The sequence below is a fragment of the Streptomyces sp. NPDC013455 genome, from assembly GCF_040632975.1.
Lineage (GTDB): Bacteria > Actinomycetota > Actinomycetes > Streptomycetales > Streptomycetaceae > Streptomyces.
In genome coordinates this window covers 244,499-269,415 of the sequence record NZ_JBEYCX010000005.1, presented here as the reverse complement: position 1 = coordinate 269,415, position 24,917 = coordinate 244,499, and the positions used below count along the sequence as shown (strand labels likewise).

Here is a 24,917-nt window from a genome sequence, read left to right as displayed (position 1 = left end):
GGGCCCCGCCCCCGTGCGCGGCGTGGAGCAGGGCGGCCGCGCCTCCGTCAGGCCGCCGAGCCGGCCGACACGCCCTCCCATGCCCGTGTGAACAGTGTGGGCAGGGGGACGGAGGGCACCGCGGCCAGGTGTGACGTCGACCGGTGCTCCCTGGCCAGCGGCAGCCAAGTGAGCTTCGACGCCTCGATCGGCAGGCGCGGCGGCTTGCGCTCCTGCCAGGCGCCCGGCAGGAAGAGGGAGCGGCCCGCTCGCGGCCGGACGGCCCGCAGTACCCGGCCCGAGGCGCCCAGCTCGGCCTCCGCCTCCCGGAAGCGGCGGGGCTTCCATCCCGTCCACACCCTGACGTTGCGGTCCGTCGGATCCGGCAGTGCCAGCAGCATCAGGTACAGCGACGCCGCGTCCTCGCCCAGCCCAAGGGTCCTGGCGCAGTCCTCGACGAGGTGCGGCACCGACCGGACGGGGTGCTGTTCCCAGCCGGGGGGCCGCTCGCCGTCGGTGACCAGGTGCTCCCCGAGCGCGGCGAAGTCGTCGCTCAGCAGCAGCCGCAGGTCGGCGAGGGCGGGCAGGCCGGAAGGGGCGGGCAGCCACTGGGAGGGCAGAACGGAGTCGAGGTAGGCGTCCAGGGTGTCGAGCAGCGGATCACCGGGTCCCGTGAGCGCGGCGGGGTCCACCCGCAGATGACGCATGTCGTGCACCGGGTCCGCCACCTCCGTGACCGCGGGATGAGCGGTGAGCGCGTCCGTGGGAGGGGGTGGTCCCATCAGGTGGTTGCTCTGCAGGGAGAAGAGCGTGAGCGGGCCGGGATCCGCGGCCCGCGCCTCGCACAGCCGGGCTATCGCCGCGCCGACCGCGGGCCGCGAGGGGTCGCCGGCCGCGGTGCGGTAGGCGGCCCAGGCGGCGATCCTCGGCAGGGCGAGCGGCTGCGGTTCGCCCAGCAGACCGGCGTGGTGGGAGGCCAGGCAGTCCGCTCCCGTGGCGAGCCGGCCCAGGAGGGCGGGCAGTCGCAGGTGGGGCCACCGGCGCCCGCGGCCTCGGTGCTGCGACCGGGCGACCGCCGCCTCGCCCGTGGGGGTCAGTGTCTCCTTGGCGGCCAGGGGCAGGAGCGCGGTGGGTACGGGCAGTGGAGCGCCCAGCTCCCCCAGCCACCACTCGGCCGCCCGGTCCACGTCCGGCCCCGTGACCCACAGCTGCTCGGGATCGTCCGGGAGGAGCTTGTCGTAGAAGTCCGTGAAGAACCGGGGGCCGAGCGCGTCGGCCAGTGCGGCCACCGCCTGTTCCGACTCCTTCTGCCGGATCTTCCAGGGCTCCAGGTCGGCGGAGGAGTGGCCGGAGAGGTAGTCGTCCTCCTCGGCCAGCTGGTGCGGCGCGCAGGGAACGCGTGCGGTCAGCAACGCGGTGGCCTCCGCCGGCGAGAGACCCAGCCGCTCGGCGAGGACCGCGGCGAGCTCGGGGCGGGCCGGCGCGGGGCCGTGCTTGCGGTACAGCTCGGCGAAGCGCGTGAACCAGCCGCCGGGACGCACCGGCTCCAGCACATGGGCGCACGTGAGCTTCACGCCCGCGGCAGCCAGCGGGCCGTCGTCGCGGAAGGTGCCGTCCGGGGAGTACTCCCACAACGTACGACGGGGGTCTCGGCCTCTGCTCGTCAGGACGAAGGCGACGGACGTGGCCGTCCGGAAGACCGTCCCGGGAAGCGGGGCGTTGGTGTCGGTGCGGTCCTCGGGGACCTCGCAGTGGACGATCCGCCAGTGGCCCGGTTCACCGGTGACGAAGGGGTGGGCGGCGTACATCATCAGCGACCGGGCCGCCGAGCCGTCCGGCCGCGAGGAGACGGCGCACAGGGCGAGTGCCGCGGCGCACGCGTGCGTGCGGCGGAACCGGCCGTCGCGGGGCATGCGGTCGAACGTGGTGGTGGCCTGCGTCAGATCGCCGCCCCAGACGGCGCCGCCGTCCCGGGCGAGCTCCATCATCTGCCGGCTCACCTGGTCCTCCGGCTCCTCCGGCCGCGCGCCGGCGGTCGTCGCCGCCTCACCCTCGCCGGGGGTGAGGCGGCGGACCAGCCGCTCCAGTCCCGCACGGCAGTTGACGGCCATGACCAGGGAGCGGGCGGCCTGGCTGTGCATCGGCTCGCCCAGCTGCGGCAGCGCTTCCAGGATCGGCCCCCGGTTGGGTCCCCGGACCCCCTCCCGCTCGACGTAGCAGGGCTGGAGCCTTCCCAGCAGCTCCTCGACCTGCGCGCGCGAGACGGTGTCGGGCAGCTCTGCCATCAGCAGCGGCATGACGTCGAGGGCCGCGAACTCCGCGGCCGCGGCCGCGTCCTTGAGGAGCAGCTCCACCGCCACACCCGCGTGTACGAGCCGGCCGAGGAGCAGGACCAGCTCCTGGAAGCCGATCCCCGCGCGCAGCTTCGCCCGCTCGCGGCCGAACCAGGCGCGGATCTCCTCGTGCCCGGCCGGATTGTCGAACGGCCGGGGGATGCTGTCCCAGCCCTTGGTCTCGTGCGGCTGGTACCAGCTGTTGGACGCCAGGTCCTTGGTGGTCATCTCCAGGTCGGCGCGCACCCGTGCCCGCAGCTCCCGGGCGAAGCGCTCGTCCGCCAGGAGGTTGTGCAGCTCCGGCCGGTGGGCGAGCTGGATGTCGTACAGCTGTGCCGGGCCGAGGAGCTCCGGTGGGTCGGCGACCGGCGCTCCGTGCTCCAGGAGCAGGTCGATCAGGTCGAGGGGGGTCTTGCCGTCGGCCCGCTCGCCGATGCGCCGATAACGGAACTCCACGGGCACGCCGTCGGCGGCGAGCTTCGGCGCCATCCTCTCGGCGATCTCGTACATGACGGGCCAGGTGCCGTTCCGGTCGCTGTTGGTCCGGACGCACGCGGACAGCCAGGCGGCGGCCTCGCCCACGGGCAGCCCCGGGGCCTCACCGGTGAGCAGCGCCAGCGCACCGGTGCGTTCCAGCAGTTCCCGCCACACCCTGGGGCTGTCGCCGTAACGGCGGGGGCGCAGGCTCAGCACCCGGCGGACGGCCTGCGGGGTGTGCGTGCCCAGCAGCTCCACGGCCGGGCCCTTGAGGCAGTCGGTCCAGAACTTGTCGTCGGACAAGGTGACACCGCCGGTGGTGAGCATCTCGCCGAGCAGCGTGGACAGTTCCGCCTCGGGTTCGAGACCGGCGGCCCTGGCGAGTCTGCGCACGTCGACGGCGAGCTGCGGGTAGACCTCGGACGACGCCTGGACGCGGCGGATCACCACCCGGCGGAAGCCCGCGAGATCCGCCTCGGTCGCCACCCCCTTGACGGCCAGCTCGCGAGCCCACGCCCGCAGCACCGTGGCGGAGAGGGCCTTGCCCTCGGCGTACTCGAGGTACCGGCCCAGCAGCCATTCCTTGTCGACCTCGCGCGCGTGTACCCGCTCGGCGGTGCGGGCCCGCCCGAACCAGGCGGCGGCCGCCGCGTGCTCGCCCTCCCGCAGCGCGAGGTCGGCCATCTCGTCGAGGAGCGTGGTCAGCAGCGCGGGAGCCGACTCCTCCAGGCCCTGGAGCACGCTGTCGATGTCCGCCTTGAAGACGTAGCTCCAGTCGTGCGTGCGTTTCTCCAGGAGCAGGAGCTTTTCGGTCGCCAGGTCTTCGAACCCGGGGTGGGCGGCGATGACCCTCTCGGGGAAGGGGAGCGCGCCGTCGGAGGTATCCGGTATGCCGGTGGAGAAGCAGCCGTCCGGCTCCCAGTGCCGGCCGCGCATCAGGCGGTCGCGGTACGGCACGGCCTGTTCGGGCATCAGCTGCGTGAGTGTGCGGCCGTCGAAGCCGGCGTAGGTACGGGCCCACAGTCCGCCGTCGCCCCGCTCGTCGGTGAGCTCGGCGGACTCGGCCTCCAGAGCCTCCCGCCACAGCGGGTCCGCGGCGGCCAGGGCGCGGGGCACGCGCACCCCGGCCGCCGCCCACTCGGCCGCCTGCGCACGACAGGCTTCACTGTGCTCGCGCAGACGCCTCCGTGCTTCCAGCAGGGAGACGAGTCCCGGGTCACCCGAGAGCGCGGCGGGCACGTTCTTGAGCCTGCGCCCCTGTGGGTTGCGGTAGACGGCCTCCAGGTCATCCGTCAGTTCCGCGGTGTACCCGTCCCTCTCGACACGCCTGCCCATGCTGCGGCCTTCCCCCGTCACGCTGATCGATGATCACACGTTACGCGGTGCCACCGACATCGCCGTCGCAGGCGAAGCAGCGCAGCGCGCTCTCCGCTCGACGTACTCGACGTACTCGACGTACTCGACGTAGCGGAACGGGCCACGGGCCCCGCACTCGGTGGCCGTCGACGGCTCCGCGTCAGTGCGGGGCGAGGACGCAGAACTCGTGACCCTCCGGGTCGGTCAGGCAGGTCCACGGGACGTCGCCCTGGCCGACGTCGAGGTCGGTGGCGCCGAGGGCCCGCAGCCGGGCCACCTCCGCCTCCTTGTCGTCACCCGGGTACGGCAGCAGGTCGAGGTGGACACGGTCCGGCACGGTCTTCACGTCGGGCGTGCGGAGGAACTCGAGATACGGGCCGGTCCTCTTGGCGGAGCGCAGTACCGCGCGATCGTCGGTCACCTCGTGCAGGGTCCAGTCCGTCGCCCGGCCCCAGAACCGCGCCATGGCACGCGGGTCCGTGCAGTCGACCACCACCGCGGCGATCGGCCCGGTGTCCCGGTGGACCTCCCGGGGCTCCAGCACGCAGAACTCGTTGCCCTCGGGGTCGGCGAGGACCGTCCACGGGACATCGCCCTGACCCACGTGGGCGGGCGTCGCTCCGAGGGCCCGGAGGCGCGCGACCAGCTCCGCGTGGTGGGCGGCGGAGGTGGTGGCGAGGTCGAGGTGCACCCGGTTCTTCGTCGCTGTCCTGGGTTCCGGGACGGGGACGATGTCGACGCAGACGGCGACCGGGTCCGGCCAGACCAGGCCGCCGGCGGGTCCGACATAGGTGGTGACGCCGGGGTGGTAGGCGGTCCAGCCGAGCGCTTGGGCCCAGAACCGGCCGACCGCCGGGCCGTCGAGAGCCTTCATGTTCACCTGAACCGGTCGCAGCGCCATGCCGGTGATCTTATGCGTCCGGTCCACAACGCCACCCGGGTGCGGCGCCGTTGACCACCGGCACGCCTCGCGCCGGAGGCCGCGTCGGCTGTCCGCACGCTCGCCCGCATGGGTCACGGTGATGCGGGCAGACGGTGATCACATCTCGGCATCTCGGGAGGAGAGCACCGTGAAGGGCAAGTGGATCACAGGCAGTGCGCGCAGGGAGCTGGCCGAAACCTTCAGCAAGCAGTACAGCGAGGGGCGTTCCATCCGCGCCATAGCCGAGGAGCATGGGCGGTCGTACGGCTTCGTGCACCGGGTGCTCACCGAAGCACACGTGCCCCTCAGGGCCCGGGGAGGCGATGTGCGTGCCGGAACCGCCCAGGCGACGCGCTGACGGGTGCCGCCGACCGCGTCGGCAGCCGGTCTCACCCGGGGCCGCGCCCACTCCGGGCGCGGCCCTCCTCGGCACTCCTCGAACCAGCACGGAAGCTGCCGCTGACGATGGACGGGTCACCACCGTTCCCACGCGATCGTCACCGGCAGCACACCCCTGGCCATCCGCGGGCTCCGCAGCCGCGCCGCCCCTCACGTGCCGGCGAGGGTGTGCTCGACGCGCTCCACGGCCATGCGAGTCAGCTGTGTGATCTGGTCCTGGTGCGCCGCCAGCGAGCCGAACGGCCAGTAGCTCAGTGAGACCACGACCGTCCCCACACGGACCACGGACCGTGCCCGGCCCTCTCCGCCGTACGCGTAGGCCGTCCTCTGGTTCCCCAGCGGGGGCAGCGGGATCGGTGTGGTGCTGCCAGGGCTGGAGCCCGCCAGGACCGACTCGTTGTCGGCGGTTGCCTGGCCGGCCTTCTCGAACATCTCGGCCGCCTGGGCCGGTGAAGAGCACGCGTAGACACGGAACCAGGCCACCAGGTACGAGCCGCCCCCTGGAAGGTCCTTGGGCGGGTCGTTCTCGAACTCGATGCCGTCCGCGTGGCAGTCGCTCGTCCTGTCGTCTTCGGAGAGCATGTCGTAGTCGAAGAGAGTCCAGCCGGACGGCATGGCCTCCAGGGTGGGCAGGGCCTCGTTGGCCTCTGCCGCTGTCATGATCCTTGGCCTGTCGGTCCCGCCGCTGCCTTTGCCGTCCCGTGGCGTCGGCTGTCCTCCTCCCTGGCTCCCAGTCGCCTGGGGCTGGGCCTTCGGCTCGTTGCCGGCGGTGATGACCTGCACCCCGCCATACACACCGAGGACGACCAGGGCGAGCAGCAGGAGGGCCGCGCAGGCCAGGAAGACCCGCACCCCCGGCGTGTTGTTGATGGTCAGAGGGCCCAGCGCTATCTGGTTGTGTTTCAGCCGGCTGCCCGTGATGACCACGCTTCCGGTGTTCTGCCGGGTGGATGCGTGGAGAAGCACGGCAAGCCGATCAGCGAACTCGGTGTCGCTGCGCAGCTCGTCCATGAGGGCGGCTTGGACATCCTGTTGGGCCGTGGGATCGCCGGGTGAGGCGCTCAAGCCGTCCAGAGCCGCGCGGCCGCGAGCGGAGTGGTGCAACCTGTCTTGTATGAGCTGGGATGTCGCCGTGCTGGCCGCGCCCCCCAGGACGGAGATCAGAGCCTGTGTAGCCATTGCCGCCAGGTCGTTCTGGTTCATCCGGCACCCCCGTGTGTCACCTCAGCCGTGACATTGTCGCCATGTTCGCGACACGCCGCGACTACTTCGCCGGAGGAGCCGACGGCTCCAGACGCGGGTGACGCGGCCCGCCGCTTCCACGAGCCCGTTCCGAACGGGGGGCGTCGGTCCGTGGGGCCGTACGGGTTGACGAGCGGCCGGAAGAGCGTGGTCGGGCCGCGCCGGTCCGCGTCCGAGGCCTTCTCGGTCCAGACCGGTTCGGCGGGAACTTCCGCTCGACGGGTGGTGAGGGCCCGGGTGGCCTGACGCCCGCTCGCGGATCCTCGCAACCCGTCCGGCTCCGGCCGGCCGGCCGGTACAGTCCCGGAATGCATCCGATCGTCCGTCGCAGCGCACGCCTCGCCCTCCGGGAACTCGCCGTCGAGGACGTGGACGCGGTGCTGGCCGTCTACGGCAGCCCGCAGGCGACAGAACACCTGTCGTTCGCACCGCGCAGTCGGGAACAGGTCGGTCACCTCGTCGCCCGATCGATCGCGGCGGCCGGCGAGACGCCGCGCCAGGAGTATGCGCTGGCCGTCCTGGAGCGGGAGACGGCGACCGTCGTCGGGATCGGCCGTCTGGCTCTGGACCCCCATCAGCGGCGTGCGGCCACCCTGGGCTTCGCGCTGCGTCCGGACGCATGGGGTGTCGGCTACGGCGTCGAGACGGTGCGGCTGCTGCTCGGTGTCGGCTTCGACGACTTGGGCCTTCACCGCGTCTGGGGGGCGAGGTCGCCGCTCAACGAGGCGTCGGCCAGGACCATGGCCGCCGTCGGCATGGTCGAGGAGGGCGTGATTCGCGAGCATGTACGCAAGGCCGGGAAGTGGCGGGACTCCGTGGTCCACGCAATTCTCGATCGCGAATGGGCAGCCGTACGTGATGCCTGAGTGCGCGCGGTGCCCGGCCCGGCCTCAACAGGTAATGGCTTAAGTCAAGTTGAAAGAAAAGCCCGCTCACCTTCTTGACCGACGTATGACCGGCAGGCATGGTTCGGGAGAGGGAGGGCGCTTCCCATCGCGCTCCCGCCTTCCGACTCCCGTGAACCGGAGGTGACTTGTGTCCGCGACCGGTACGGCCGGGGTGCCACTCCGCGTGGCCGGACGCCCGGTCTGAGGACGTCGGGTGGATCGGCCGCCCCTCGGCGGCCGGCTCCTCCACCCGGCCCCGCACCGGGGCCGGGCCGCCCGAGGCCGACCCCGGCACCGACTTCCTCCGGGCCGCACCCGCCTGCCCCGCGACCCGGCCCGGAGGAACATCCCCCTCAGCACGTGCGGTGACGCCCGCCCGCGCCCGGAGCGTGGCCGCCGTACCCCCACACGCCGCTGCGCCGGAGCGTGGCCACCGCATCCCCACACGCCACCGACCGGGACGGGACGGCGGAAGACACGCCCCCCGCCGGTGACCACCTCCCCCGCTCGGTGACCCGACCCGTCAGGAGCCCCCGTGCCCAGACCCGCGTCCACCCCCGCCCCGGTCCCCCGCCGTGCGGGCGTGTTCCTCCTCGCCCTCGGCGCGCTGCTCACCTCTGTGTCGACCGTCGCGCTCGCGCCCGGGGCGCACGCGGCCGACACCCTGCTGTCCCAGGGCAGGACCGCCACCGCCTCTTCACAGGAGGGAGACGGCTACGCGGCCGCCGCCGCGGTGGACGGCGATCTCACCGGCACCCGGTGGGCCAGCCAGTGGAGCGACCAGCAGTGGCTCCAGGTCGACCTGGGCCAGGTGTCCGCCCTCAGCCGTGTCGTGCTCAGGTGGGAAGCGGCCTACGGCAAGGACTACGAGATCCAGGCGTCCGACAACGGCACCGACTGGCGCACCGTGCGCAAGGTGACCGGCGGGGACGGCGGCACCGACGACCTCACCGTCTCCGGCACCGGCCGCTACGTCCGCATGCAGGGTCTGGCCAGGGCCGGCGGATACGGATACTCGCTGTGGGAGTTCCAGGTGTACGGCTCCGCAGGCGGCACTCCGCCGCCCGCCACGGGTGCCGTGAAGGTCGAGGGCACTCAGGGCAACTGGCGGCTGACGGTGGGGGGTCAGCCGTACACCGTGAAGGGAGTGACCTGGGGGCCGGCGGCCTCCGACGGGCCCACATACCTGCCCGACGTGAAGGCCATGGGGGCCAACACCATCCGCACCTGGGGCACCGACGCGTCGAGCAAGGCACTGCTGGACGCCGCGGCGGCCAACGGCATCCGCGTGATCAACGGCTTCTGGCTGCAGCCGGGCGGCGGTCCGGGCGCCGGCGGCTGCGTCGACTACGTGGCGGACACGACGTACAAGAGCACCATGCTCAGCGAGTTCGCCAAGTGGGTGGACGCCTACAGGAACCATCCGGCGACCCTGATGTGGAACGTGGGCAACGAGTCGGTCCTCGGGCTGCAGAACTGCTACGGCGGCGCCGAGCTGGAGGCCCAGCGCAACGCCTACACCTCCTTCGTCAACGAGGTGGCGAGGAGGATCCACGGCATCGACCCCTACCACCCGGTGACCTCCACGGACGCGTGGACCGGCGCGTGGCCGTACTACAAGCGCAACGCCCCGGACCTCGACCTGTACGCGATGAACTCGTACGCCAACGTGTGCAAGGTCCGCCAGGACTGGATCGACGGCGGCTACACCAAGCCGTACATCGTCACCGAGACCGGACCGGCCGGCGAGTGGGAGGTGCCCGACGATGCCAACGGCGTCCCCGACGAGCCGACCGACGTGCAGAAGGCGGACGGCTACACCCGGGCGTGGAACTGCGTGACCGGCCACCCGGGCGTGGCGCTGGGTGCCACTCTGTTCCACTACGGCACCGAGCACGACTTCGGCGGCGTCTGGTTCAACCTCGTGCCCGACGGGCTGAAGCGGCTGTCGTACTACGCCGTCAAGAAGGCGTACACCGGCTCGGCGGGCAGTGCCGGCACTCCCCCGGTCATCAGCGGCATGACCGTCTCCCCCGCCTCCTCGGCGCCGGCCGGCGGCGAGTTCACCGTGCACGCCGACGTCCGCGATCCGGACGGCGACCCGATCACGTACCGGATCTTCCTCAGCGGCAACTACGCGAACGGCGACAAGCGGCTCGTCGAGGCGCGGTGGCGGGCGACCGGGAACGGCGACTTCGCCGTCACCGCGCCCCAGCAGCTCGGCGTGTGGAAGGTCTACGTCCAGGCCGAGGACGGTCACGGCAACGCCGGCATCGAAACCGAGTCCGTCAAGGTCGTCGCCCCGCCGGTGAGCGGGACCAATCTGGCACTGAACCGGCCCGCGACCGCCTCCTCCTCCCAGCAGTCCTACGGCGACTGCCCCTGCACCCCGGCGCTGGCCGTCGACGGCCGCACGGACACCCGCTGGGCCAGTGACTGGAGCGACCCGCAGTGGTTCCAGGTGGACCTCGGCGCGTCGAAGTCCCTGCGCAGGCTGCAGCTGGTCTGGGACCCGGCCTACGCCCGGTCCTACGAGGTGCGGGTCTCGGACGACGGTGCCGGCTGGCGCTCGGTGTACTCCACGACCGCCGGAGACGGCGACGTCGACACCGTCGATGTGACGGCCACGGCCCGCTACGTGCGCCTCCAGCTGACGGCACGCGGCACGGGCTGGGGCTACTCCCTGCACGAGCTGGGGATCTACGGCTGACGGCCGTGCCCCGGACGACGGTGGCGAGGTCCTCCGGACGGTCTCGCCACCACCGCACCGATCGCACCACCCGCGCGGCACGCGTGCGTGCGCGCGGGCCCTCTTCCCACCGCACGGGCAGGAGATTCCCATGAGATCGAGTCCGAAGCGACTCCCCGCACTCCTCCTCGGCACCGCCCTCCTCGCCGGCGCCCTCGGCTTCGGCAACCTCGCCCGCGCCACCACCGACAGCGGTCGGGAGGCACCCGCCGCGGCGGCCGTCGTCCACACCGGGCACACCGCGGCCGGGTCCACCCAGGCGTCCGGCGACGATCCGGACGGCGACGGCTACATACCGGCCGTACCGCAGGTCACCGGAGTGGTGCCGTCCACGGCCACCCCGCCCGCGCGCTACTTCCACGAGTTCCAGGCCAACTGCTCGGTCACCCACACCGCCCCGGACGACCCGATCGTCTACCCGGGCCGGCCCGGCGCGTCCCACGACCACACCTTCATGGGCAACACCTCGACCGACGCGGGCAGCACCACGGCCTCCCTCTACGGCGGCGCCACCACGTGCAGGGCACCCGCCGACGCCTCGGGGTACTGGATGCCCTCGCTGTACAAGGGCGACCGCAAGATCCTGCCCGTCGGCCCGCAGACGATCTACTACAAGGCCGGTGTCACCGACTACACCAGCGTGCGGCCGTTCCCCAAGGGGCTGCGGTTCGTCGTGGGCGACCCCCAACAGAACGCCGACGCGTTCCGCCACCACCGCGGCTTCGTCGAAGGCTGGGAATGCGGCGACAGCTACTTCAACGTCGACTTCCCCGCGAGCTGCCCCGACCGGGCCGACGTCCAGCTCAACATCCGCTTCCAGGCCCCCAGTTGCTGGGACGGCAAGTACCTCGACACACCGGACCACAAGAGCCACATGGCCTACCCGGTCGTCAAGCCCGGCACCAACGACAACATGTGTCCCGCCGGCCATCCGGTCGCCGTGCCGATGGTCGAGTTCAAGATGGCGTTCCCGGTCAACGGCGACATGAGCCAGGTGCGCCTGGCCAGCGGCCGCGGCTACTCCTTCCACTACGACTTCTTCAACGCGTGGGAGGAACGCACCCTGAAGGCCATGGTCGGCCACTGCATCGTGGGCGGACTCCAGTGCGACGCCCGCGGCTACGACCAGACGCACCCGGAGGCGGGCGCCGCCCTGAACCAGGACTACCGACTGCCCTGACCCGCGAGCCGGCCCGCCTCCGCCGGTCGTCATTCATGACAGCACGAACCCCGGCGGAGGTGGTGCGCGACGTCCAGCCAGGTGGAGCCGGCGGGGCCGGGGAGGCCGGAGGGGGCGCCGGCCCCGAGGAGGCCGGTCTGCGAGTGGACGATGCCGTCGCGCAGCACCAGGGGGGTGTGCGGGAGGCGGCTGAAGTCGGTGAAGGGGTCGCCGTCCACGATGGTGAGGTCGGCGATCCTTCCGGCCTGGACGGTGCCGAGGTGGGCTTCGAGGCCGAAGAGCCGTGCGGGGGTGGTGGTGGCGCAGTGCAGTGCCTGGGCGGGGGTGAAGCCGTGGAGGTGCAGGGCGCGCAGGGACAGGTGGAGGGAGAGGCCGGCGGGGACCAAGGGCGCGTCGGTGCCCAGGGCGAGGCGGGCGCCGTGTGCGGCGAGCCGGCGGTAGGCGGCGATCTCGGTGGCCAGGGCGTGCCGCTGCTCGTCGGTGGGCGGGGTGCGGGCGCCTTCGCGGACGGTGGCGGCGTCCCAGGGCGGCATCAGGGTCAGGACGCGGGGGTCGTCGGCGAGGGCGGGGTCGGTGCCGAGCAGGAACTGCGCCGTGAACGGAGTCATGATCATCGCGAAGGCGCCGTCGGCGTACTGCTCGACGAGGTCCTGGTGGATGTGGCCGGCCGGGGTGGTGGCGTGGCCGTAGGGCAGACGCTGGGTGGCTTGCAGATGGGTGGTCAGGTCCTGCCCGGCGGCACGGCCCGGCGCGCACAGGTGGCTGCCGCTGGGCACCCCCAGGCGGTGGGCGGCGTCGGCTGCCTGCGCCATGACCTGCCCGGAGGCGCGGACATAGGTCTTGACGAAGTCGACGTCCAGGGCGGTGGCCCGCTCCAGCGTGCGACGTACGCCCGCGCCGGTGCGGTGGGCGCGCCCCATGGAGTAGGCGGTGCGTGCGCCGTCGATCAGTTCGGCGCAGGCCAGCAGGCGGGGGCCGGTGCTGTGTCCGGAGGCGAGGGACTCGCGCAACCGGATCGCCTCGTACAGGGGGGCGCCGAGGCAGGCCGTGGTGGTGATGCCGTAGGCGAGGGCGGTGAGGCTGTGCCGGGCGCCGTAGGTGGCGCTGTAGGGGTGCGTGTGGCTGTCGAACAGGCCCGGCAGGACCGTGTACCCGGAGGCGTCGACGGTCCGGCGGCCCGGACGGCTGCCGCGGTGGGGCTCGACTGCGGTGATCCGGCGGCCGTCGATGAGGATGTCGACGTCCTGCCGCGGGGCGCCGCCGGTGGCGTCCCACAGCTGGCCGGCGTGGACACGCAGTCGCTGCCGGGTGGGAGGCGGGCGGTGGGTGACGGGTACGGGCAGTGTGCGGCGCGGGGACACGGCCGGCCCGGTGGGGTGGTCGAGGAGCCGGAGCCGGCCCGCGGACAGGTAGAGCAGGGTGTTCGTCCGGCGGGCCCAGGTGGGGTGGTCGGCCGGTTCGTCCGTGAGCCGGCGGGCGGGGCCGGCCGGGGTGCCGTCGGTGGTGACCGGCAGCAGCCACAGCGCCGATTCGGCGACCAGTGCCATCCAGCGGCCGTCGGGCGACCACACCGGTCCGGCGGCGGCGCGGTCGGACAGGGACTGGTGGGCGGCCGGCAGGTGCCGTTTGTCGGTGCCGGTGCGGGTGTCGAGGACGCGGATGAGGTGGTAGCCCTCGCGGAAACGGTGGTTGAGCCGGTTGCGGTCGCAGAAGGCCACGTACCGGCCGTCGGGCGACCACGTCGGGGCGCCCGGCGGCCCGTCGGTGGCCAGCGGCCGGGCCAGTACGTGCTCGTCACCGGTGCCGAGGTTGCGCAGCAGCAGGTTCCCGGTGAGGTCCTGGCAGGCGAGGCGGGAGCCGTCCGGGGACAGCGCCGGGTACAGGCGGCCGGGTCCGGTGACCGGCTCGTCGCGCCCGCTGTCCAGGTGCAGCCGGCGTACGGCCGTCAGCCCGTCCCGGTCGGTGCAGTACAGCAGGCTCCGCCCGTCCGGGGCCCACGCGGGCATCTGGACGTGATGGACGGCGGCGGCCTGGACGAGCTTGCGGGGCGCACCGTCGAGGGGCATCAGCCACAGGGCGTTCAGCGCCACGAAGGCCACGCCGTCCCCGTCGGGGGACAGGGCGGGCAGGTGGATACCGCGCACCGGCCCGGCGGCGTCCAGGGAGGGTGACCTGGGGCGCCGACGGGTTCGCGGGACGGGCATCCGCGCGGTGAAGGGGATGTCCCGTACGGATCCGGGCGGGTCGAGGGCGCGGATGCGGATGCGGCCGTCGGCCAGGTACAGGATCCGGTCGGTCCCGAGCCAGCACGGCGGGGCGGCCGCCAAGTCCTCGTCGTCGGTGAGGACCTGACCGTCGATCAGGAGGGCCGTCCGCGCAGGGGGAAGGGACGGGGAGGTGGTGGCGCCTCCGGACAGGTACAGACAGGCGATCCGGCCGGCGGGCGACACCGAGGGGCACAGCAGCCGCCCCTCCCGCACGCGGTGGACGACCTGCTCGCGGCCGCCGTCGACGGGCACGCGGACCAACGTCAGACCGCCGTCCGTGCCGCCGCCGGCGGTGTGGGCGGCCCGGACGCACACCACCGACCGCCCGTCCGGCCACCAGGCCGGATCGAAGTCGTCGAAGGCCCCGCCGGTCAGCCGTACCGGCCGGCCGCCGTCGGCGCCGACGGTCCACAGCCCGTACGACGTCCCCGCCACCGCGTCGCCCCCGCGTTCGGACGAGAACACGAGCCGGTCGCCGTCCGGCGACCAGTCCACGCCCCGGTCGTCCCACGGTCCGTCGGTGATTCGGCGCAGCCCGCTGCCGTCGGTCCGCAGGGTCCACAGGTGGAAGCCGCCGCCCTGGTAGCCGCCCACCGCCAGCCGTTCCCCGTCCGGTGACACGGCCGGGCGGGTGGCTTCCAGCCGCCAGTCCGTGAGGCGCCGCGCCGCGCCGCCCTCCGGGGGCACACGCCACAGGACGCCCTGCACCTCGGCGACCAGCACCGACCCGTCCGGCGAGGACGTCACCGAACCGCCGGTCGACGCGCGGTACTCCAGGACCTCCCGTTCCCCGCCGGCCGAGGCCGCGGCGTCGGGGAAGGTGACCGGGAGCGCGGCTGCCGTCAGTCCGGCGGCGGAGGCCCGCAGGAGGTCACGGCGGCTGAAACGGCCGTAGTCCATCGTCGTCGGCTCCCTCGTCACGTCACCGGGCGACCCGCGTCCACCCTGCCGGCGCTCATGTTCCGTGACTGCCCAGGAGAGGCCCGCACGACGCTCCGGGGCCGTCACACGGTCGTCCCGTGCGGCCGCGGCGGAAAGGGTGACGCCTGGTCGGAAGCCGCGGGGCCGAGGTGAACGTGACACCGGCCGTGGGACCGCCGCCGGGCCTCCACCGCCCTGCGGCGGGCACGGTCGGCGGTGATCGTCGGGCACGACTGGGGCGCGAGCATCGCCGCGGCCTGCGCCCTCGTCCGGCCCGACGTGTTCCGCGCGGTCGGGCTGCTGAGCGTGCCCTACACACCGCCCGGAGGCCCCAGGCCCAGCGAGGTCTTCGCGCGGATGGGCGGTGAGGAGGAGTTCCACGTCTCCTACTTCCAGCGGCCCGGCCGGGCCGAAGCGGAGATCGAGCCCGACGTGCGCGGCTGGCTCGCGGGGTTCTACGCCGCCCTGTCCGCCGGTACGGTGCCCGCGCCCGGCGCCCGGACCCGCACTTCGTCGGCCGTGACGGCAGGCTGCGCGACCGCTTCCCGGCCGGCCGGCTCCCGGCGTGGCCCGGCGAAGGCGACCTCGACGTCTACGCCGGGGAGTTCGAACGCACCGGCATGGCGGGCGCGCTGAACCGCTACCGGCACGTGGACCGCGACTGGGAGGACCTGGCCGGCTTCCGCGGGGCCCCGGTCACCCAGCCGTCGTTGTTCATCGGCGGGAGCCTGGACGCCTCCACCACCTGGCTGGCCGACGCCATCGCGGCGTACCCGACGACCCTGCCCGGCCTCGCCGGCTCGCACGTCCTCGACGGCTGCGGCCACTTCGTCCAGGAGGAACGCCCCCGGGAGACCAACCGGATCCTGACCCGCTGGCTCGCCTCGCTCGGCACCTGACGTACGGCCCGGCGCGCCGCGGATGCCGGCGCGGTGGGGCGGGCGGACGGCGCGTGGCGTCCGGGGCGCGGGATGCGCGCCGGTGTTGCGGCTGTGCGCGCGGGTTGCGCCCGCGGCGTGCGGGTGTGAGCGTGCACACCGGCGCAACCCCGTTGATTATATGAGCATTTGTCCTTTGTCTTTCAGGTGGCGGGAGGTGTGGAAATCGGAGGAGTGAAGGGGCCGATGCGGCAGGAGGCGGTACCGTGCTCGATGTCGAACAGTTGCTTGCCGACTGCCTGCGCGACGCGCGCGACACACCGTTCGGAACGGTGCCGGTCGACTCCCGCAGCCCGTCCTACGCATCGGCACGCCGCACCTTCGTGACGGCGGGGCTGTCCGCGCTGCGCGACGACTTACCGGAGGCGGGCTGGGTACAGATCGGTCTCGCGCCGGGCCCGCCGCCCTGGACGCGGACGTACCAGGTGCTCGCCGACACCGCCCGTGAGCTGATCGCCCGCGGCCGGGCGCGCTCCTTCTTCTTCATGCACAAGCCGCCGGGACTGCGGGTCCGGTTCGAGGTCTCGGCACCGGGGGACGGCGACGCGCTGCGCGAGGAGCTGCTCGGCCGGTTCGGTCACCTGGACGGGCGGCCGGGCCCGCCGCTGTGCGGGGTGTACGAGCCGGAGACGTACCTGTTCGGCGGAGCACGGTCGATGCGGTACGTGCACGAGCTGTTCACGATGGACTCGCTGGCCTGGCTCGACCATCACGTCGGCCACGGCGAGGGCGGTGGGTCCGCCCGGCCGGTGGCCGACTGGCGGGTGTCCCTCGCGCTGTTGAGCGACCTGCTGCGGGGCCTGGGCGTCGTCGGCTGGGAGCACCGCGGGGTCTGGCAGGTGGTGCGGGACGAGGCCGGGCGCAGGCTGGCCGGCCCGGCGCCGGACGACGACACCCGCCGCGCCGCCGCCGGCATCGCCGAGGCGTGGCACGCCGGACGTGACGGTCTGCTCGCGCCCGTGCCACCGGAGCGGCGTGCGGTACTGGAGGCCCACGGGGACGCCGTGTTCCGGGCCGCCGAACGGTGGCGCACCGGGTACTTCGAGTCCGGGCAGGCGCGGGTCGGGCCCCGCCGCGCCGCCGCCCATCACGCCGTCTTCCACTGGAACCGCGGCCGGCTCTCCCTCGCCCGGCAGAGCCTGCTGGTCCACGCCCTCGCCGGTGACGGGACGCCGAGATGAACGGGGTCCGGCAGCCGGGTGGCACGGCGCTGCTGCGCGTGGCCGGGATGCCCCTGCGCACCTGGGCGGCGGCCGGCAATCCGGAGCTGTTCGCCCGGATCGCCGCGCACGCCCGGCAGGAGGAACGGCGTGCCGGACGCGCTCGCGCCCTGGCCGAGGGTCTGGGCGCCACCGTCGTACCGCACCCGGACCTGACGGCCGCCGACCGTCGCGCCGTGCTCGCTCTGCGCCGGCGGCTGCACTCCGGGGCGGCTCCCGGCCCGGCGGACTGCCGGCTGCTGGAGCGTCTGCCGGCCGCGCGGGCCTTCGCCGAGGAGGCCCTGCGGCTGTGCGGCGAGGCGGAGCCGGCGGCGGCCGTCCTGCTCGACCTGGAGCGCGCGGTGGCGAGGGACCGGGAGCGGGTCGCGGTGCTGGGCTGGTCCCTGGTGTGCGCGGACCCGGTCATGCGCGCGCTGGTGGAGGAGGCCGAGCCCGGGTTCACCGCGGACGTGGCCCGGCGGCTGGCCGCGGGCGGCTCCTGGGACGGCAGACCACTGCGCAAGCGGGGAGCGTACCTGTGGCGGGTGCTGGGCCGGGCGGCGGCGAAGACGACCCCGCGGGGCTGGGCCGGGCAGGTCGCCCTGCTGCCGGTCGGCTCCGCGCGGGGCGACGGGGACGCGGCCGACGGTGGGGGCGGGGACGGGGGCGGCGTGCCGCGGCTCGTTCCGGCCGGTACGGTCCTCGGCTCGGTGGCGGCCGAGGCGGTGGAGAACGTCCACCTGCTGCGCGCCCGCCTGAGCGGCACCGACCTGCGGGCGGCCGACCCGGCGACGCCGCTGGCCCTCGCCCCGCTGCACTTCCTGCGGCCGACGGGACCCACGAGCGGCAGCGGTGTGCTGCGCTGCTGGGCGATCGACCCACGGGAGCACGGCCGGATGCGGGAGGTCGTGCTCAGGCGTACCCGCCCGCTGGAGAGCGTGCTGGCCCTGCTGACCGAGGGGCCGCGGCCGTTGGGCGAGATCGAGGCGGCCCTGCTCGGCACGGCGGCGATCCGTGCGGCGGCACCGCGCCAGGCCGTCCTGCGCGGCTTCCTCGCCCACCTGCTCGACCTCGGCGTCCTCCAGGTCTGCGCCGCCCCCCGCCGCCGTACGACGGGCTGGACCACCGCCGAGGAGGTCCGGACCCGCGGCACCCTCCCCCGGCCGGCACCGCGGCCCCGGCCGGAGGCGACGGCGGAGTCCGGGGCGGGGGACCCGGCCGGTGCCTGTCACGACTGGTTCACCGACTCCTACCGCACCGTGACCGCCTCGGTCCCCGCGGCCGCCGCCGGGCGGGTCCAGTGGGCCCTGGGCATCGCCGCGCGGGTGGCCTGGTTACGGGAGGCCGACCGGTGGGCCGCGCCCGACGGACCCCCGCCGTTGCCGCCGGAGCTGGCGGAACTGGACGAGAAGGGCTGCCCGCTCGGCGAGGTCCTCACACGGCACCTGCCCGACGGCTCCGCTCCCCCGCACCCGCCGCAGGCCCCGCGCCGGTACGCCGGCTGGCACCGCGCCGAGACGCCGGGCTCCGGGTACGCGGCGCTGCTGGCCCACCTGGCCGCGCACGCCGACGACGAGCAGGTGGACCTGGACGACGGCCTGCTGGACGCCGTCGGGGCACCACCGGCCGCGACGGCCCTGCCGGCCTGGCCCCTGGACTGCCTCCTGCGTCCGCTCCCGGGCCCCGGGCCCGTGGCGGTGCTGGAGACCGCCTCGCCGGCGGGGGTGCTGGACGCCCGCTTCGCCGACGCGCTGCACACCCTGTACGGCGCCTATCCCGGCCCGGGCGGTCACCGCGCCTTCCTCGCGGCCGTGGAGCGGCTGACGGGGGCCCGGTTCGTGGAGTTGCTGGTGCCGCCGCTGGCCGAGCGTGCCGCCAACGCCGTACGACGGCCCGTCGTCACCGGCTGGTGGACCGGCGACCCGGACTCGGCGCCGTACCAGGGGCCGGCCGGACCGGCGGCCCGCTATCTGCCGCTGGAGCGGATCACCCTGCGGCGGGCGGGCGACCGGGTCCTCGCCGAGGCCGACGGGCAGCGGCTGTTCTTCGTCCACCACGCCACCCGCACCCCGTTGCCCCCCTACGACCTGCTGCTGCGGCTGCTGCTGCCGACCGGTCACCCCGCGGCGTCGCGGGTGATCCGCCTGGACGGGCTGGCCCAGGCGTGGCGCGGCCCGGGCCGGGTGCCGCGGGTGACCGTGGGCGGCACCCTGGTGGTCAGCCCGGCCTGCTGGCGGGTGCCGCGGGAGCGGCTGTGGCGGCCCGGTGACGGCGATCTCGCGAAGGTGCGCGCTCTGAACGGCTGGCGCCTGGACGCGGGGCTCCCCCGCTTCGCGTTCGTCAGGGGCACCTCCCAGGGCAGACCGGTGCCCGTCGACTTCGCCGCGCTCACCGCCGTACCGCTGCTGGAGCGGCTGACCGCGCAACAGCCCGGGCCGGACCTGCTGGTCGAGGAGATGCTTCCCGCCCCGGGCGGGGAGGTACTGCGCGATCCACTCCACAAGGGCGCCGCCGTCGCCGCCCAACTGCTGCTGCGACTCCCGTACGACCGCAGCGCCGAGGAGCTCGCGGCGCTCGCCGCCGCTGCCGTGCGCGGCGGACCAGACGTCCCCGGGACACCCGTCCGCGTAGGCGGGGTCCCGGGGCGGTCCACACCCAACACCACTGGTGAAGGAGAACAACCATGAACGAATCCATCGAATTCGCCGACCTCGACGCCCTGATCGGCGACCTGGACGAGCGCATCACCGAGAGCAGCCTGCCGTCGACGCAGGCCTACACGGAGGGCTGCAGCGGCCTGTGCACGATCCTCATCTGCGCCACGGCGGTGATCTGCTGACGGTCCATCAGGCGGCCTGAGGGCTCAGCTCAGGCAGCTCTGGCCGGCGGTCCGCGCCCGGCGCGCGGCCGCCCCGCCCTGCCCCGCCCCGGTCACCCGGGGCGGGGCTGGGCACCGGTCCCGCCGCTTCGGAGGAGAGACCATGCCGCTCACCCGGGATGACGCCCCGCACACGAACGCCGACGTCGCCGCTGTCGCGGTGCGGCTGCTCGACGCCTGGTCCGCCCGGCGGCGGGAGGGCACCGCCGGGGCCACACCCGGCGAGCACCCCGGTGATCCGGGCGTCCCGGTACTGGCGGCCCTGGTGCACGGCGCCCGCACGCCCGGGGCAGAGGAGTCGGCCGCCCGCGCCGTCGCCGTCTGGGCCGGCACCGCCGGCCGGGGGCCCGGGCACCGCGGCCTGTACGACGGAGGGCTGGCCGGAACCCTGGTGGGCCTGCGGCTCGGCGGGCTGGTGCAGCCGCGGCTGCTCGCGGTCGCCGACCGGCTGGAAGACCACCTGGTGCGCGGCGCGACGGCCGGGGGGTGGCGCCGCGAGCGGGTCACCTTCCCCGACTACGACCTGATCGTCGGCCCCGGCGGCATCCTGCTCGCCCTGTGCGCCGGCGCCCGGCCGGCTCCGCGCCGGCTCCGGCCGTTCACGGAACACCTGGCCCTGCTGTGCGACACCGAACAGCTGCCGCGACTGCGCACGGCGGGCTATGCGGGCCATCCCCACCTGGACTGGCTGAACGGGCGGATCAACACCGGCATGGGCCACGGCGTCGCCGGGGTGACCGCCGCGCTCACCGCGGCGATCCGCCACCTCGGCCCGGCCCCGGTCCCGCCCGCGGACCCCGAGCCGGCCCAGCAGTCACCGCACGCGGACACCGGCCCGGCGCTGGGAACCGGTTCCGGCCCGGCCCTGCGGACCGCGCTGCGGCATGCGACGGGGTGGCTGCGGCGGCAGTCGTTCGTCGACGCCCGTGCCATCCGGACCTGGGACGGCGCCGGGCTCGACGGGCCGCCGCCCGCCGGCCCGCGCGCCCGCCAGGCCTGGTGCTACGGCACACCCGGCGTGTCCTGGGCACTGTGGGACGCGGCGGACGCGACGGGCGACCAGGAGACCGCCGCCTGGGCCGCCGCGGCCTTCACCACCCTCGCCGAACGGTACGACGAGGGCTTCCACCTCTACGGCGACCGGCCGGCCGACGTCCTGGGCCTGTGCCACGGTGCAGCGGGCGTGCTGGCCGTGGCCGACGCCTTCGACCGTCACGCCCGGCTGCCCGCCGCGGCCGGCCTCAAGGAACGCCTGCTCGCCTACGTGCTGGACCGCCTGCCCGCGGTGGAGGCTCTCGGCGGGGAGTCGATGGCACTGCTGGGCGGAGCGGCGGGCTCCCTGTGCGCCGTGCTCACCGCGACCCACGGCGCCTCGCGGGCCTGGCTGCCCTGCCTGGGGCTGCGCTGAACGACGACCGCGCCTGACCGCGCCCGGTGTGGCCGCAGGGACGTGGTACGTGCGGAGGACGGCGGCGCGCACGCGGAGGCCGGTGCGTCGGGTGAAGCCGGCGCGCACGCGTGAAGCCGACGCGCACGCGTGAAGCCGGCGCGTACGCGTGAAGCCGGCGCGTACGCGTGAAGCCGGCGCGCACGCGAGAAGCCCGCGTGCGCACCGCCGCGGGCCCGGCCTCACGCGGAGTCCGGTGCGGGCGGCTGTCCCCAGGGCGCTTCGAGTGCCGCGCGCAGGGCGTCGACGTGCTCCCGGCCGATCCGTCCGGCGAGCTGTTCCTCCAGCCGCCGCAGGATGAGGACGGCCTGCTGGTGGGCGCGCTGCCCGTCCCGGCTGCGCCGGATCAGCCGCTGCCGGGCGGAGGCCGGATCGGGGACCTGTTCGAGGAAGCCCGCCGCGATCAGGCCGTGCACGGCCTGGTGCGCGGTCTGGCGGGTCACGCCCATGCGCCGGGCCAGCTCGGACACCGTGGTGCCCTGGTCGTCCAGGACGGCGAAGAGCTGGACCTGGGTGGGCGAGACGGGTGCGGCCCCGGCCGCCTCCAGGGCCGCGAGCAGCCCGTCGTCGAACCAGCGCCGGGCGTCGCTGAGCAGCTGGGGGAGGTTGCGGTGGGTGGACTGCATCGGTTCCTCGCGATCGGCTTGCCTGCCCACAGCCTCTCATGTCAGGCTACCTGACATAACCTAGGTCGGTCCGAGGAGGAACGAACCCATGACCATCGAGTACGCCACCCGCTACCGGCGGGCCTCACGCATCCCCGCCGAGCCGGGGAAGCCGTATTTCATCGAGAAGGGCGAAGGAGACCGCGCCCATCTCTTCGGCGACCTGATCACCATCTACGCGGGCGGCGAGCAGACCGAAAACACCTTCAACTTCTTCACCGTCGAAGGCCCCAAGGGCGACCTCATCCCGGCGCACCTGCACCCCGACACCCACGAGGTCTTCTACGTCACCCACGGTGCGGTCCGGCTGTTCGTCGAGGACACCGAGGGTGATCAGCAGGAGAAGCTGCTCACCCCCGGCGACTTCGGATTCGTGCCCAAGAACTGCGCGCACGCCTACCGCATGGAGCGGCACCACAGCCAGGTCGTCGGCGTGGCCGCCGGCCCCGGCGGCACCTTCGAGCGGTTCTTCGAGGCCCTGGGTGCTCCCACCGACCGGCTCGGCCTGCCCACCGAACCGGTCGTGCCCGAACCCGGCAGGTTCGCGACCGTCCCGCGCCGGTACGACGTGCGCTTCCTGCCCGACCACCAGTGGCGCACCCGGTGACGGCGACCGAACCCCCGGTGCGGGAACTGATCGTCGCGCCCCACCCCGACCGCGCCGCGCTGCCGCCCGCCGACGAGCGGGAGCCCGGCGTCCGCGAGCTGCGCGGGGTGCCCTACGGCCTCGTCGAGGGCGGCCGCCCGCTGGCACTCGACCTGTGGCTGCCGCGCGCCGACCCGGCACACCCCGCGCCGCTGGTGCTGTTCGTCCACGGCGGCGCCTGGCGCCGGGGGCGCCGGGACGACATGGGCCTGCGCACCCGCTCCTGGCAGCCGGGACCGTTCGCACGCATCGCGGCCGCCGGCTTCGCCGTCGCGTGCGTCGACTACCGCCTCAGCGGCGAGGCCGTCTTCCCCGCCCCGCTCGACGACCTGCGCGCGGCCCTGCGCTGGCTCACCCTGCGCGCTCCCGAACTCGCCGTCGACACCCGGCGGACCGTGGTGTGGGGAGAATCCGCGGGCGGACACCTCGCGTCCCTGCTGGCCCTGACCCACACCACCCCGCCCCCGGCCGCGGCCGTGATCTGGTACGCGCCCAGCGATCTGACCACCCCGCGCGGGCCCTTCACCCCCGAGGACCCGGCCGGCCCCGAAGCCCTCCTGCTCGGCGCGGCCCCGGCCGCCGTCCCCGAGGCGGCCCGCGCGGCCAGCCCCGTGGCCCGGGCCCACGCCGGCGCACCGCCCTTCCTGCTCGTCCACGGCGACCGGGACACCATGGTCGACCACTCCCACAGCCACGCCCTCGCCGAGGCGCTCCGGGACGCCGGCGCGCCGGTGGAGCTGTGGACAGTCGGCGGGGCCGACCACGGCTGGCACCGGCTCTCCGACGCCGGAGTCGAGGACGTCTTCTCCCGCTCGCTGTCGTTCGCCGTACGTCACGTCACCCGGGAGCCCACGGTCAGCGCGGGCCCCACGACCGGCGCGGCTCCCCTGCCGTCAGAGGGGTGACCAGGTGAGGGCGCGCTGGAAGTAGACGTCCCAGAGGCGTCCGGCGAAGAACCGGCCGAAGCGGCCCAGTGCGGCCACCCGGCCACGGGCCGTGTCCGCCCGCACCCGGAAGCTGGCCAGCTCGCGGAGGAAGTCCGGCAGCCGAAGACGCACGACTCCGGTGGCCACCACCTCGGCGTCCGCCTCCTCGGCGGCCGACACCGTGCCGCGCAGGATCCGGGTGTACAGGGTCGTGGTGTCGGCCCACAGCCGGCCGCCGCGGTCCTCGTCCACGGTCTTGCAGCCGCTCAGCGTGAGCGGGTTCCCGGACCTGTCGGTGAAGAACAGCCGGTAGCGCATGCGCAGGTGCTGCGGGTCGCCCTCCTCCACGAGGAGGTGGAGCGTTCCCGACTCCACGTCACGCCGGCCGCCCAGCGCCTCGCAGTGGATCCGCCCCGTGATCGTCGCCCGGTGCTCGGGGTGGGCGAGGAAACGGTCCAGTTCGTCGATGTGCACGGTCAGGTGCACCGACAGTCGCTCCCGGCCCGGCCCCCCGTCGCGCAGCGCACGGGTGCCGGGCGCCCGGGAACCGAAGGTGATCCCGCCGGTCATGGTTTCGCTGAAGCGCAGACGGCTGCCGTCGCCGGCCGGGCACGGCAGCGGGGCGGACAGCGGTATCCCCTGCTCCTCGCACCAGGCCCGGGCCTTGTGCACCCCGAGTTCCACGGCCTGCCGGAAGCGGTCCCGGCTGAAGTTGACCAGATAGTTGAGCGGGACCTCGCACTGGAGCGTCCTGACGGTGATCGCACGGCCGAACTCGCCGCGGCCGCCCTCGCCGATGGCGGCGTTGTTGGCGTCGATCCGCCGCTGCCACTCCTGCAACCGGCTGTTGGCCGCCGTCTCGATGATCTGGAAGTAGTGCGCCACGAAACCGTCGTACCAGCGGCCCCGCCGGCTGACCGTCCAGATCACCCACAGCTCGTCGCAGCCCCGGCGGATCGCCTCACCGATGTTCGCGTCGGTGACGTAGACGGGGTCGATGTAGACCCGGCCGTCGACGGTGACCGGCGGGAACCACATCGGCAGCGACACGGCGGCGGCGAGCAGGTCCTCGTCCATCCGGTCGGCGGTCAGCGCCTCCAGCTCGTTGCGGGAGAAGTCGTAGAGGTTGAAGGTGGCGACCCGGTCGGTCGCCCGGATCTTCTCCCAGTCGAGTCCCCAGTCGCGGAAGACGTTCCGCCGGTACCCGTCGAGCGTGAACAGCGACGAGGCGTAGGGGCCCTTCAGGAGCTGCGGCCAGTTGGGGGTGACGCCCTTCATGGGGCGGATCTCCCGCCAGTTGTCGGCGATCTGGCGCCCGCTCAGGCCCTGGCAGTACATGGCCAGGTTGAACGTGCCGCCGCTCGCGCCGTCCGCGTGATCGAACCGCAGGCCCGCCTCGTCGAGCCACACCTGGAGCACACCTGCCTGGAAGGCGACCTTGACCCCGCCACCGGCGAGGATCAGCGCCCGACGGGTGTCGTCGGTGCCCTGGCCGTCCGTCATCCG

The 24,917-nt window shown here is 74.2% G+C and carries 16 protein-coding genes and 1 pseudogene; 11 read left to right on the top strand and 6 right to left on the bottom strand.

The genetic code is table 11. The annotated features are described in order from the left end of the window. Window positions 1-47 precede the first annotated feature (47 nt). A complete protein-coding gene (locus tag ABZ576_RS11580; RefSeq protein WP_360738968.1) occupies window positions 48-4,124 on the bottom strand; it encodes a hypothetical protein in 4,077 nt (1,358 codons plus the stop codon). Between the two features lie 181 nt (window positions 4,125-4,305). Continuing rightward, entirely contained in the window at window positions 4,306-5,046 is a 741-nt protein-coding gene (locus tag ABZ576_RS11575) for a VOC family protein (protein ID WP_360738965.1), read from the bottom strand. 121 nt (window positions 5,047-5,167) lie between these two features. On the opposite strand from ABZ576_RS11575, the gene ABZ576_RS11570 reads away from it, so the two are divergent. Continuing rightward, the gene (locus ABZ576_RS11570; RefSeq protein ID WP_360738962.1) at window positions 5,168-5,425 is read left to right on the top strand and encodes a helix-turn-helix domain-containing protein; all 258 of its coding nucleotides are present in this window, start codon (window positions 5,168-5,170) and stop codon (window positions 5,423-5,425) included. Between the two features lie 191 nt (window positions 5,426-5,616). Here ABZ576_RS11570 and ABZ576_RS11565 read toward each other — a convergent pair whose 3' ends face one another. Further along, window positions 5,617-6,477 carry a hypothetical protein gene (locus tag ABZ576_RS11565; RefSeq protein ID WP_360738960.1) on the bottom strand — a complete coding sequence of 287 codons (861 nt, stop codon included), beginning with the start codon at window positions 6,475-6,477 and terminating at the stop codon, window positions 5,617-5,619. Window positions 6,478-7,016: 539 nt separating this feature from the next. Between ABZ576_RS11565 and ABZ576_RS11560 the strand changes: the two genes are divergently transcribed. The 3 genes from ABZ576_RS11560 to ABZ576_RS11550 all read left to right on the top strand — a co-directional run bounded on the left by ABZ576_RS11560 (window position 7,017) and on the right by ABZ576_RS11550 (window position 11,524). Beyond that, complete coding sequence (locus ABZ576_RS11560) at window positions 7,017-7,574, top strand: GNAT family protein (RefSeq protein ID WP_360738958.1); 558 nt, start codon at window positions 7,017-7,019, stop codon at window positions 7,572-7,574. 556 nt (window positions 7,575-8,130) lie between these two features. Continuing rightward, complete coding sequence (locus ABZ576_RS11555) at window positions 8,131-10,305, top strand: discoidin domain-containing protein (protein ID WP_360738955.1); 2,175 nt, start codon at window positions 8,131-8,133, stop codon at window positions 10,303-10,305. Between the two features lie 130 nt (window positions 10,306-10,435). Further along, complete coding sequence (locus ABZ576_RS11550) at window positions 10,436-11,524, top strand: DUF1996 domain-containing protein (RefSeq protein WP_360738953.1); 1,089 nt, start codon at window positions 10,436-10,438, stop codon at window positions 11,522-11,524. A 29-nt stretch (window positions 11,525-11,553) separates the two neighbouring features. Here the strand turns inward: ABZ576_RS11550 and ABZ576_RS11545 are convergent, their stop codons facing one another. Continuing rightward, complete coding sequence (locus ABZ576_RS11545) at window positions 11,554-14,691, bottom strand: amidohydrolase family protein (protein ID WP_360738951.1); 3,138 nt, start codon at window positions 14,689-14,691, stop codon at window positions 11,554-11,556. A 231-nt stretch (window positions 14,692-14,922) separates the two neighbouring features. On the opposite strand from ABZ576_RS11545, the pseudogene ABZ576_RS11540 reads away from it, so the two are divergent. From ABZ576_RS11540 to ABZ576_RS11520, 5 genes and pseudogenes are all read left to right on the top strand, one after another. Further along, window positions 14,923-15,611, top strand: a pseudogene (locus ABZ576_RS11540) (alpha/beta hydrolase); the annotation flags it as partial. A gap of 245 nt (window positions 15,612-15,856) precedes the next feature. Then, window positions 15,857-16,831 carry a thiopeptide-type bacteriocin biosynthesis protein gene (locus tag ABZ576_RS11535; protein ID WP_360738949.1) on the top strand — a complete coding sequence of 325 codons (975 nt, stop codon included), beginning with the start codon at window positions 15,857-15,859 and terminating at the stop codon, window positions 16,829-16,831. After that, entirely contained in the window at window positions 16,828-19,536 is a 2,709-nt protein-coding gene (locus ABZ576_RS11530) for a lantibiotic dehydratase (RefSeq protein WP_360738947.1), read from the top strand. Before ABZ576_RS11535 ends, ABZ576_RS11530 begins: the two co-directional genes overlap by 4 nt. Then, window positions 19,533-19,688: a hypothetical protein gene (locus tag ABZ576_RS11525; RefSeq protein ID WP_360738945.1), complete on the top strand. Its 156-nt coding sequence runs from the start codon at window positions 19,533-19,535 to the stop codon at window positions 19,686-19,688. Before ABZ576_RS11530 ends, ABZ576_RS11525 begins: the two co-directional genes overlap by 4 nt. A gap of 142 nt (window positions 19,689-19,830) precedes the next feature. Continuing rightward, a complete protein-coding gene (locus ABZ576_RS11520) occupies window positions 19,831-21,135 on the top strand; it encodes a lanthionine synthetase LanC family protein (protein ID WP_360738943.1) in 1,305 nt (434 codons plus the stop codon). A gap of 221 nt (window positions 21,136-21,356) precedes the next feature. On the opposite strand, the gene ABZ576_RS11515 is transcribed toward ABZ576_RS11520, so the two are convergent. Further along, window positions 21,357-21,800 (bottom strand): MarR family winged helix-turn-helix transcriptional regulator, encoded by a 444-nt coding sequence (locus ABZ576_RS11515; protein ID WP_360738940.1) that lies wholly within the window; start codon window positions 21,798-21,800, stop codon window positions 21,357-21,359. 88 nt (window positions 21,801-21,888) lie between these two features. Between ABZ576_RS11515 and ABZ576_RS11510 the strand changes: the two genes are divergently transcribed. Both ABZ576_RS11510 and ABZ576_RS11505 read left to right on the top strand, forming a co-directional pair. Then, complete coding sequence (locus ABZ576_RS11510) at window positions 21,889-22,446, top strand: quercetin 2,3-dioxygenase (RefSeq protein WP_360738938.1); 558 nt, start codon at window positions 21,889-21,891, stop codon at window positions 22,444-22,446. Continuing rightward, complete coding sequence (locus ABZ576_RS11505) at window positions 22,443-23,390, top strand: alpha/beta hydrolase (protein ID WP_360738935.1); 948 nt, start codon at window positions 22,443-22,445, stop codon at window positions 23,388-23,390. The genes ABZ576_RS11510 and ABZ576_RS11505 overlap by 4 nt, the downstream gene beginning before the upstream one ends. Here the strand turns inward: ABZ576_RS11505 and ABZ576_RS11500 are convergent. Further along, window positions 23,379-24,914, bottom strand: coding sequence for a patatin-like phospholipase family protein (locus ABZ576_RS11500; RefSeq protein WP_360738933.1), 1,536 nt, complete (start codon window positions 24,912-24,914; stop codon window positions 23,379-23,381). The genes ABZ576_RS11505 and ABZ576_RS11500 overlap by 12 nt on opposite strands. Window positions 24,915-24,917: the final 3 nt, after the last annotated feature.

Coding starts and splice junctions, on each gene's coding strand:
- ABZ576_RS11500 (WP_360738933.1), bottom strand. CDS start 24,914: ATGACGGACGGCCAGGGCACCGACGACACCCGTCGGGCGCTGATCCTC.
- ABZ576_RS11520 (WP_360738943.1), top strand. CDS start 19,831: ATGCCGCTCACCCGGGATGACGCCCCGCACACGAACGCCGACGTCGCC.
- ABZ576_RS11530 (WP_360738947.1), top strand. CDS start 16,828: ATGAACGGGGTCCGGCAGCCGGGTGGCACGGCGCTGCTGCGCGTGGCC.
- ABZ576_RS11545 (WP_360738951.1), bottom strand. CDS start 14,691: ATGGACTACGGCCGTTTCAGCCGCCGTGACCTCCTGCGGGCCTCCGCC.
- ABZ576_RS11580 (WP_360738968.1), bottom strand. CDS start 4,124: ATGGGCAGGCGTGTCGAGAGGGACGGGTACACCGCGGAACTGACGGAT.
- ABZ576_RS11525 (WP_360738945.1), top strand. CDS start 19,533: ATGAACGAATCCATCGAATTCGCCGACCTCGACGCCCTGATCGGCGAC.
- ABZ576_RS11510 (WP_360738938.1), top strand. CDS start 21,889: ATGACCATCGAGTACGCCACCCGCTACCGGCGGGCCTCACGCATCCCC.
- ABZ576_RS11560 (WP_360738958.1), top strand. CDS start 7,017: ATGCATCCGATCGTCCGTCGCAGCGCACGCCTCGCCCTCCGGGAACTC.
- ABZ576_RS11570 (WP_360738962.1), top strand. CDS start 5,168: ATGCGGGCAGACGGTGATCACATCTCGGCATCTCGGGAGGAGAGCACC.
- ABZ576_RS11515 (WP_360738940.1), bottom strand. CDS start 21,800: ATGCAGTCCACCCACCGCAACCTCCCCCAGCTGCTCAGCGACGCCCGG.
- ABZ576_RS11575 (WP_360738965.1), bottom strand. CDS start 5,046: ATGGCGCTGCGACCGGTTCAGGTGAACATGAAGGCTCTCGACGGCCCG.
- ABZ576_RS11565 (WP_360738960.1), bottom strand. CDS start 6,477: ATGGACGAGCTGCGCAGCGACACCGAGTTCGCTGATCGGCTTGCCGTG.
- ABZ576_RS11550 (WP_360738953.1), top strand. CDS start 10,436: ATGAGATCGAGTCCGAAGCGACTCCCCGCACTCCTCCTCGGCACCGCC.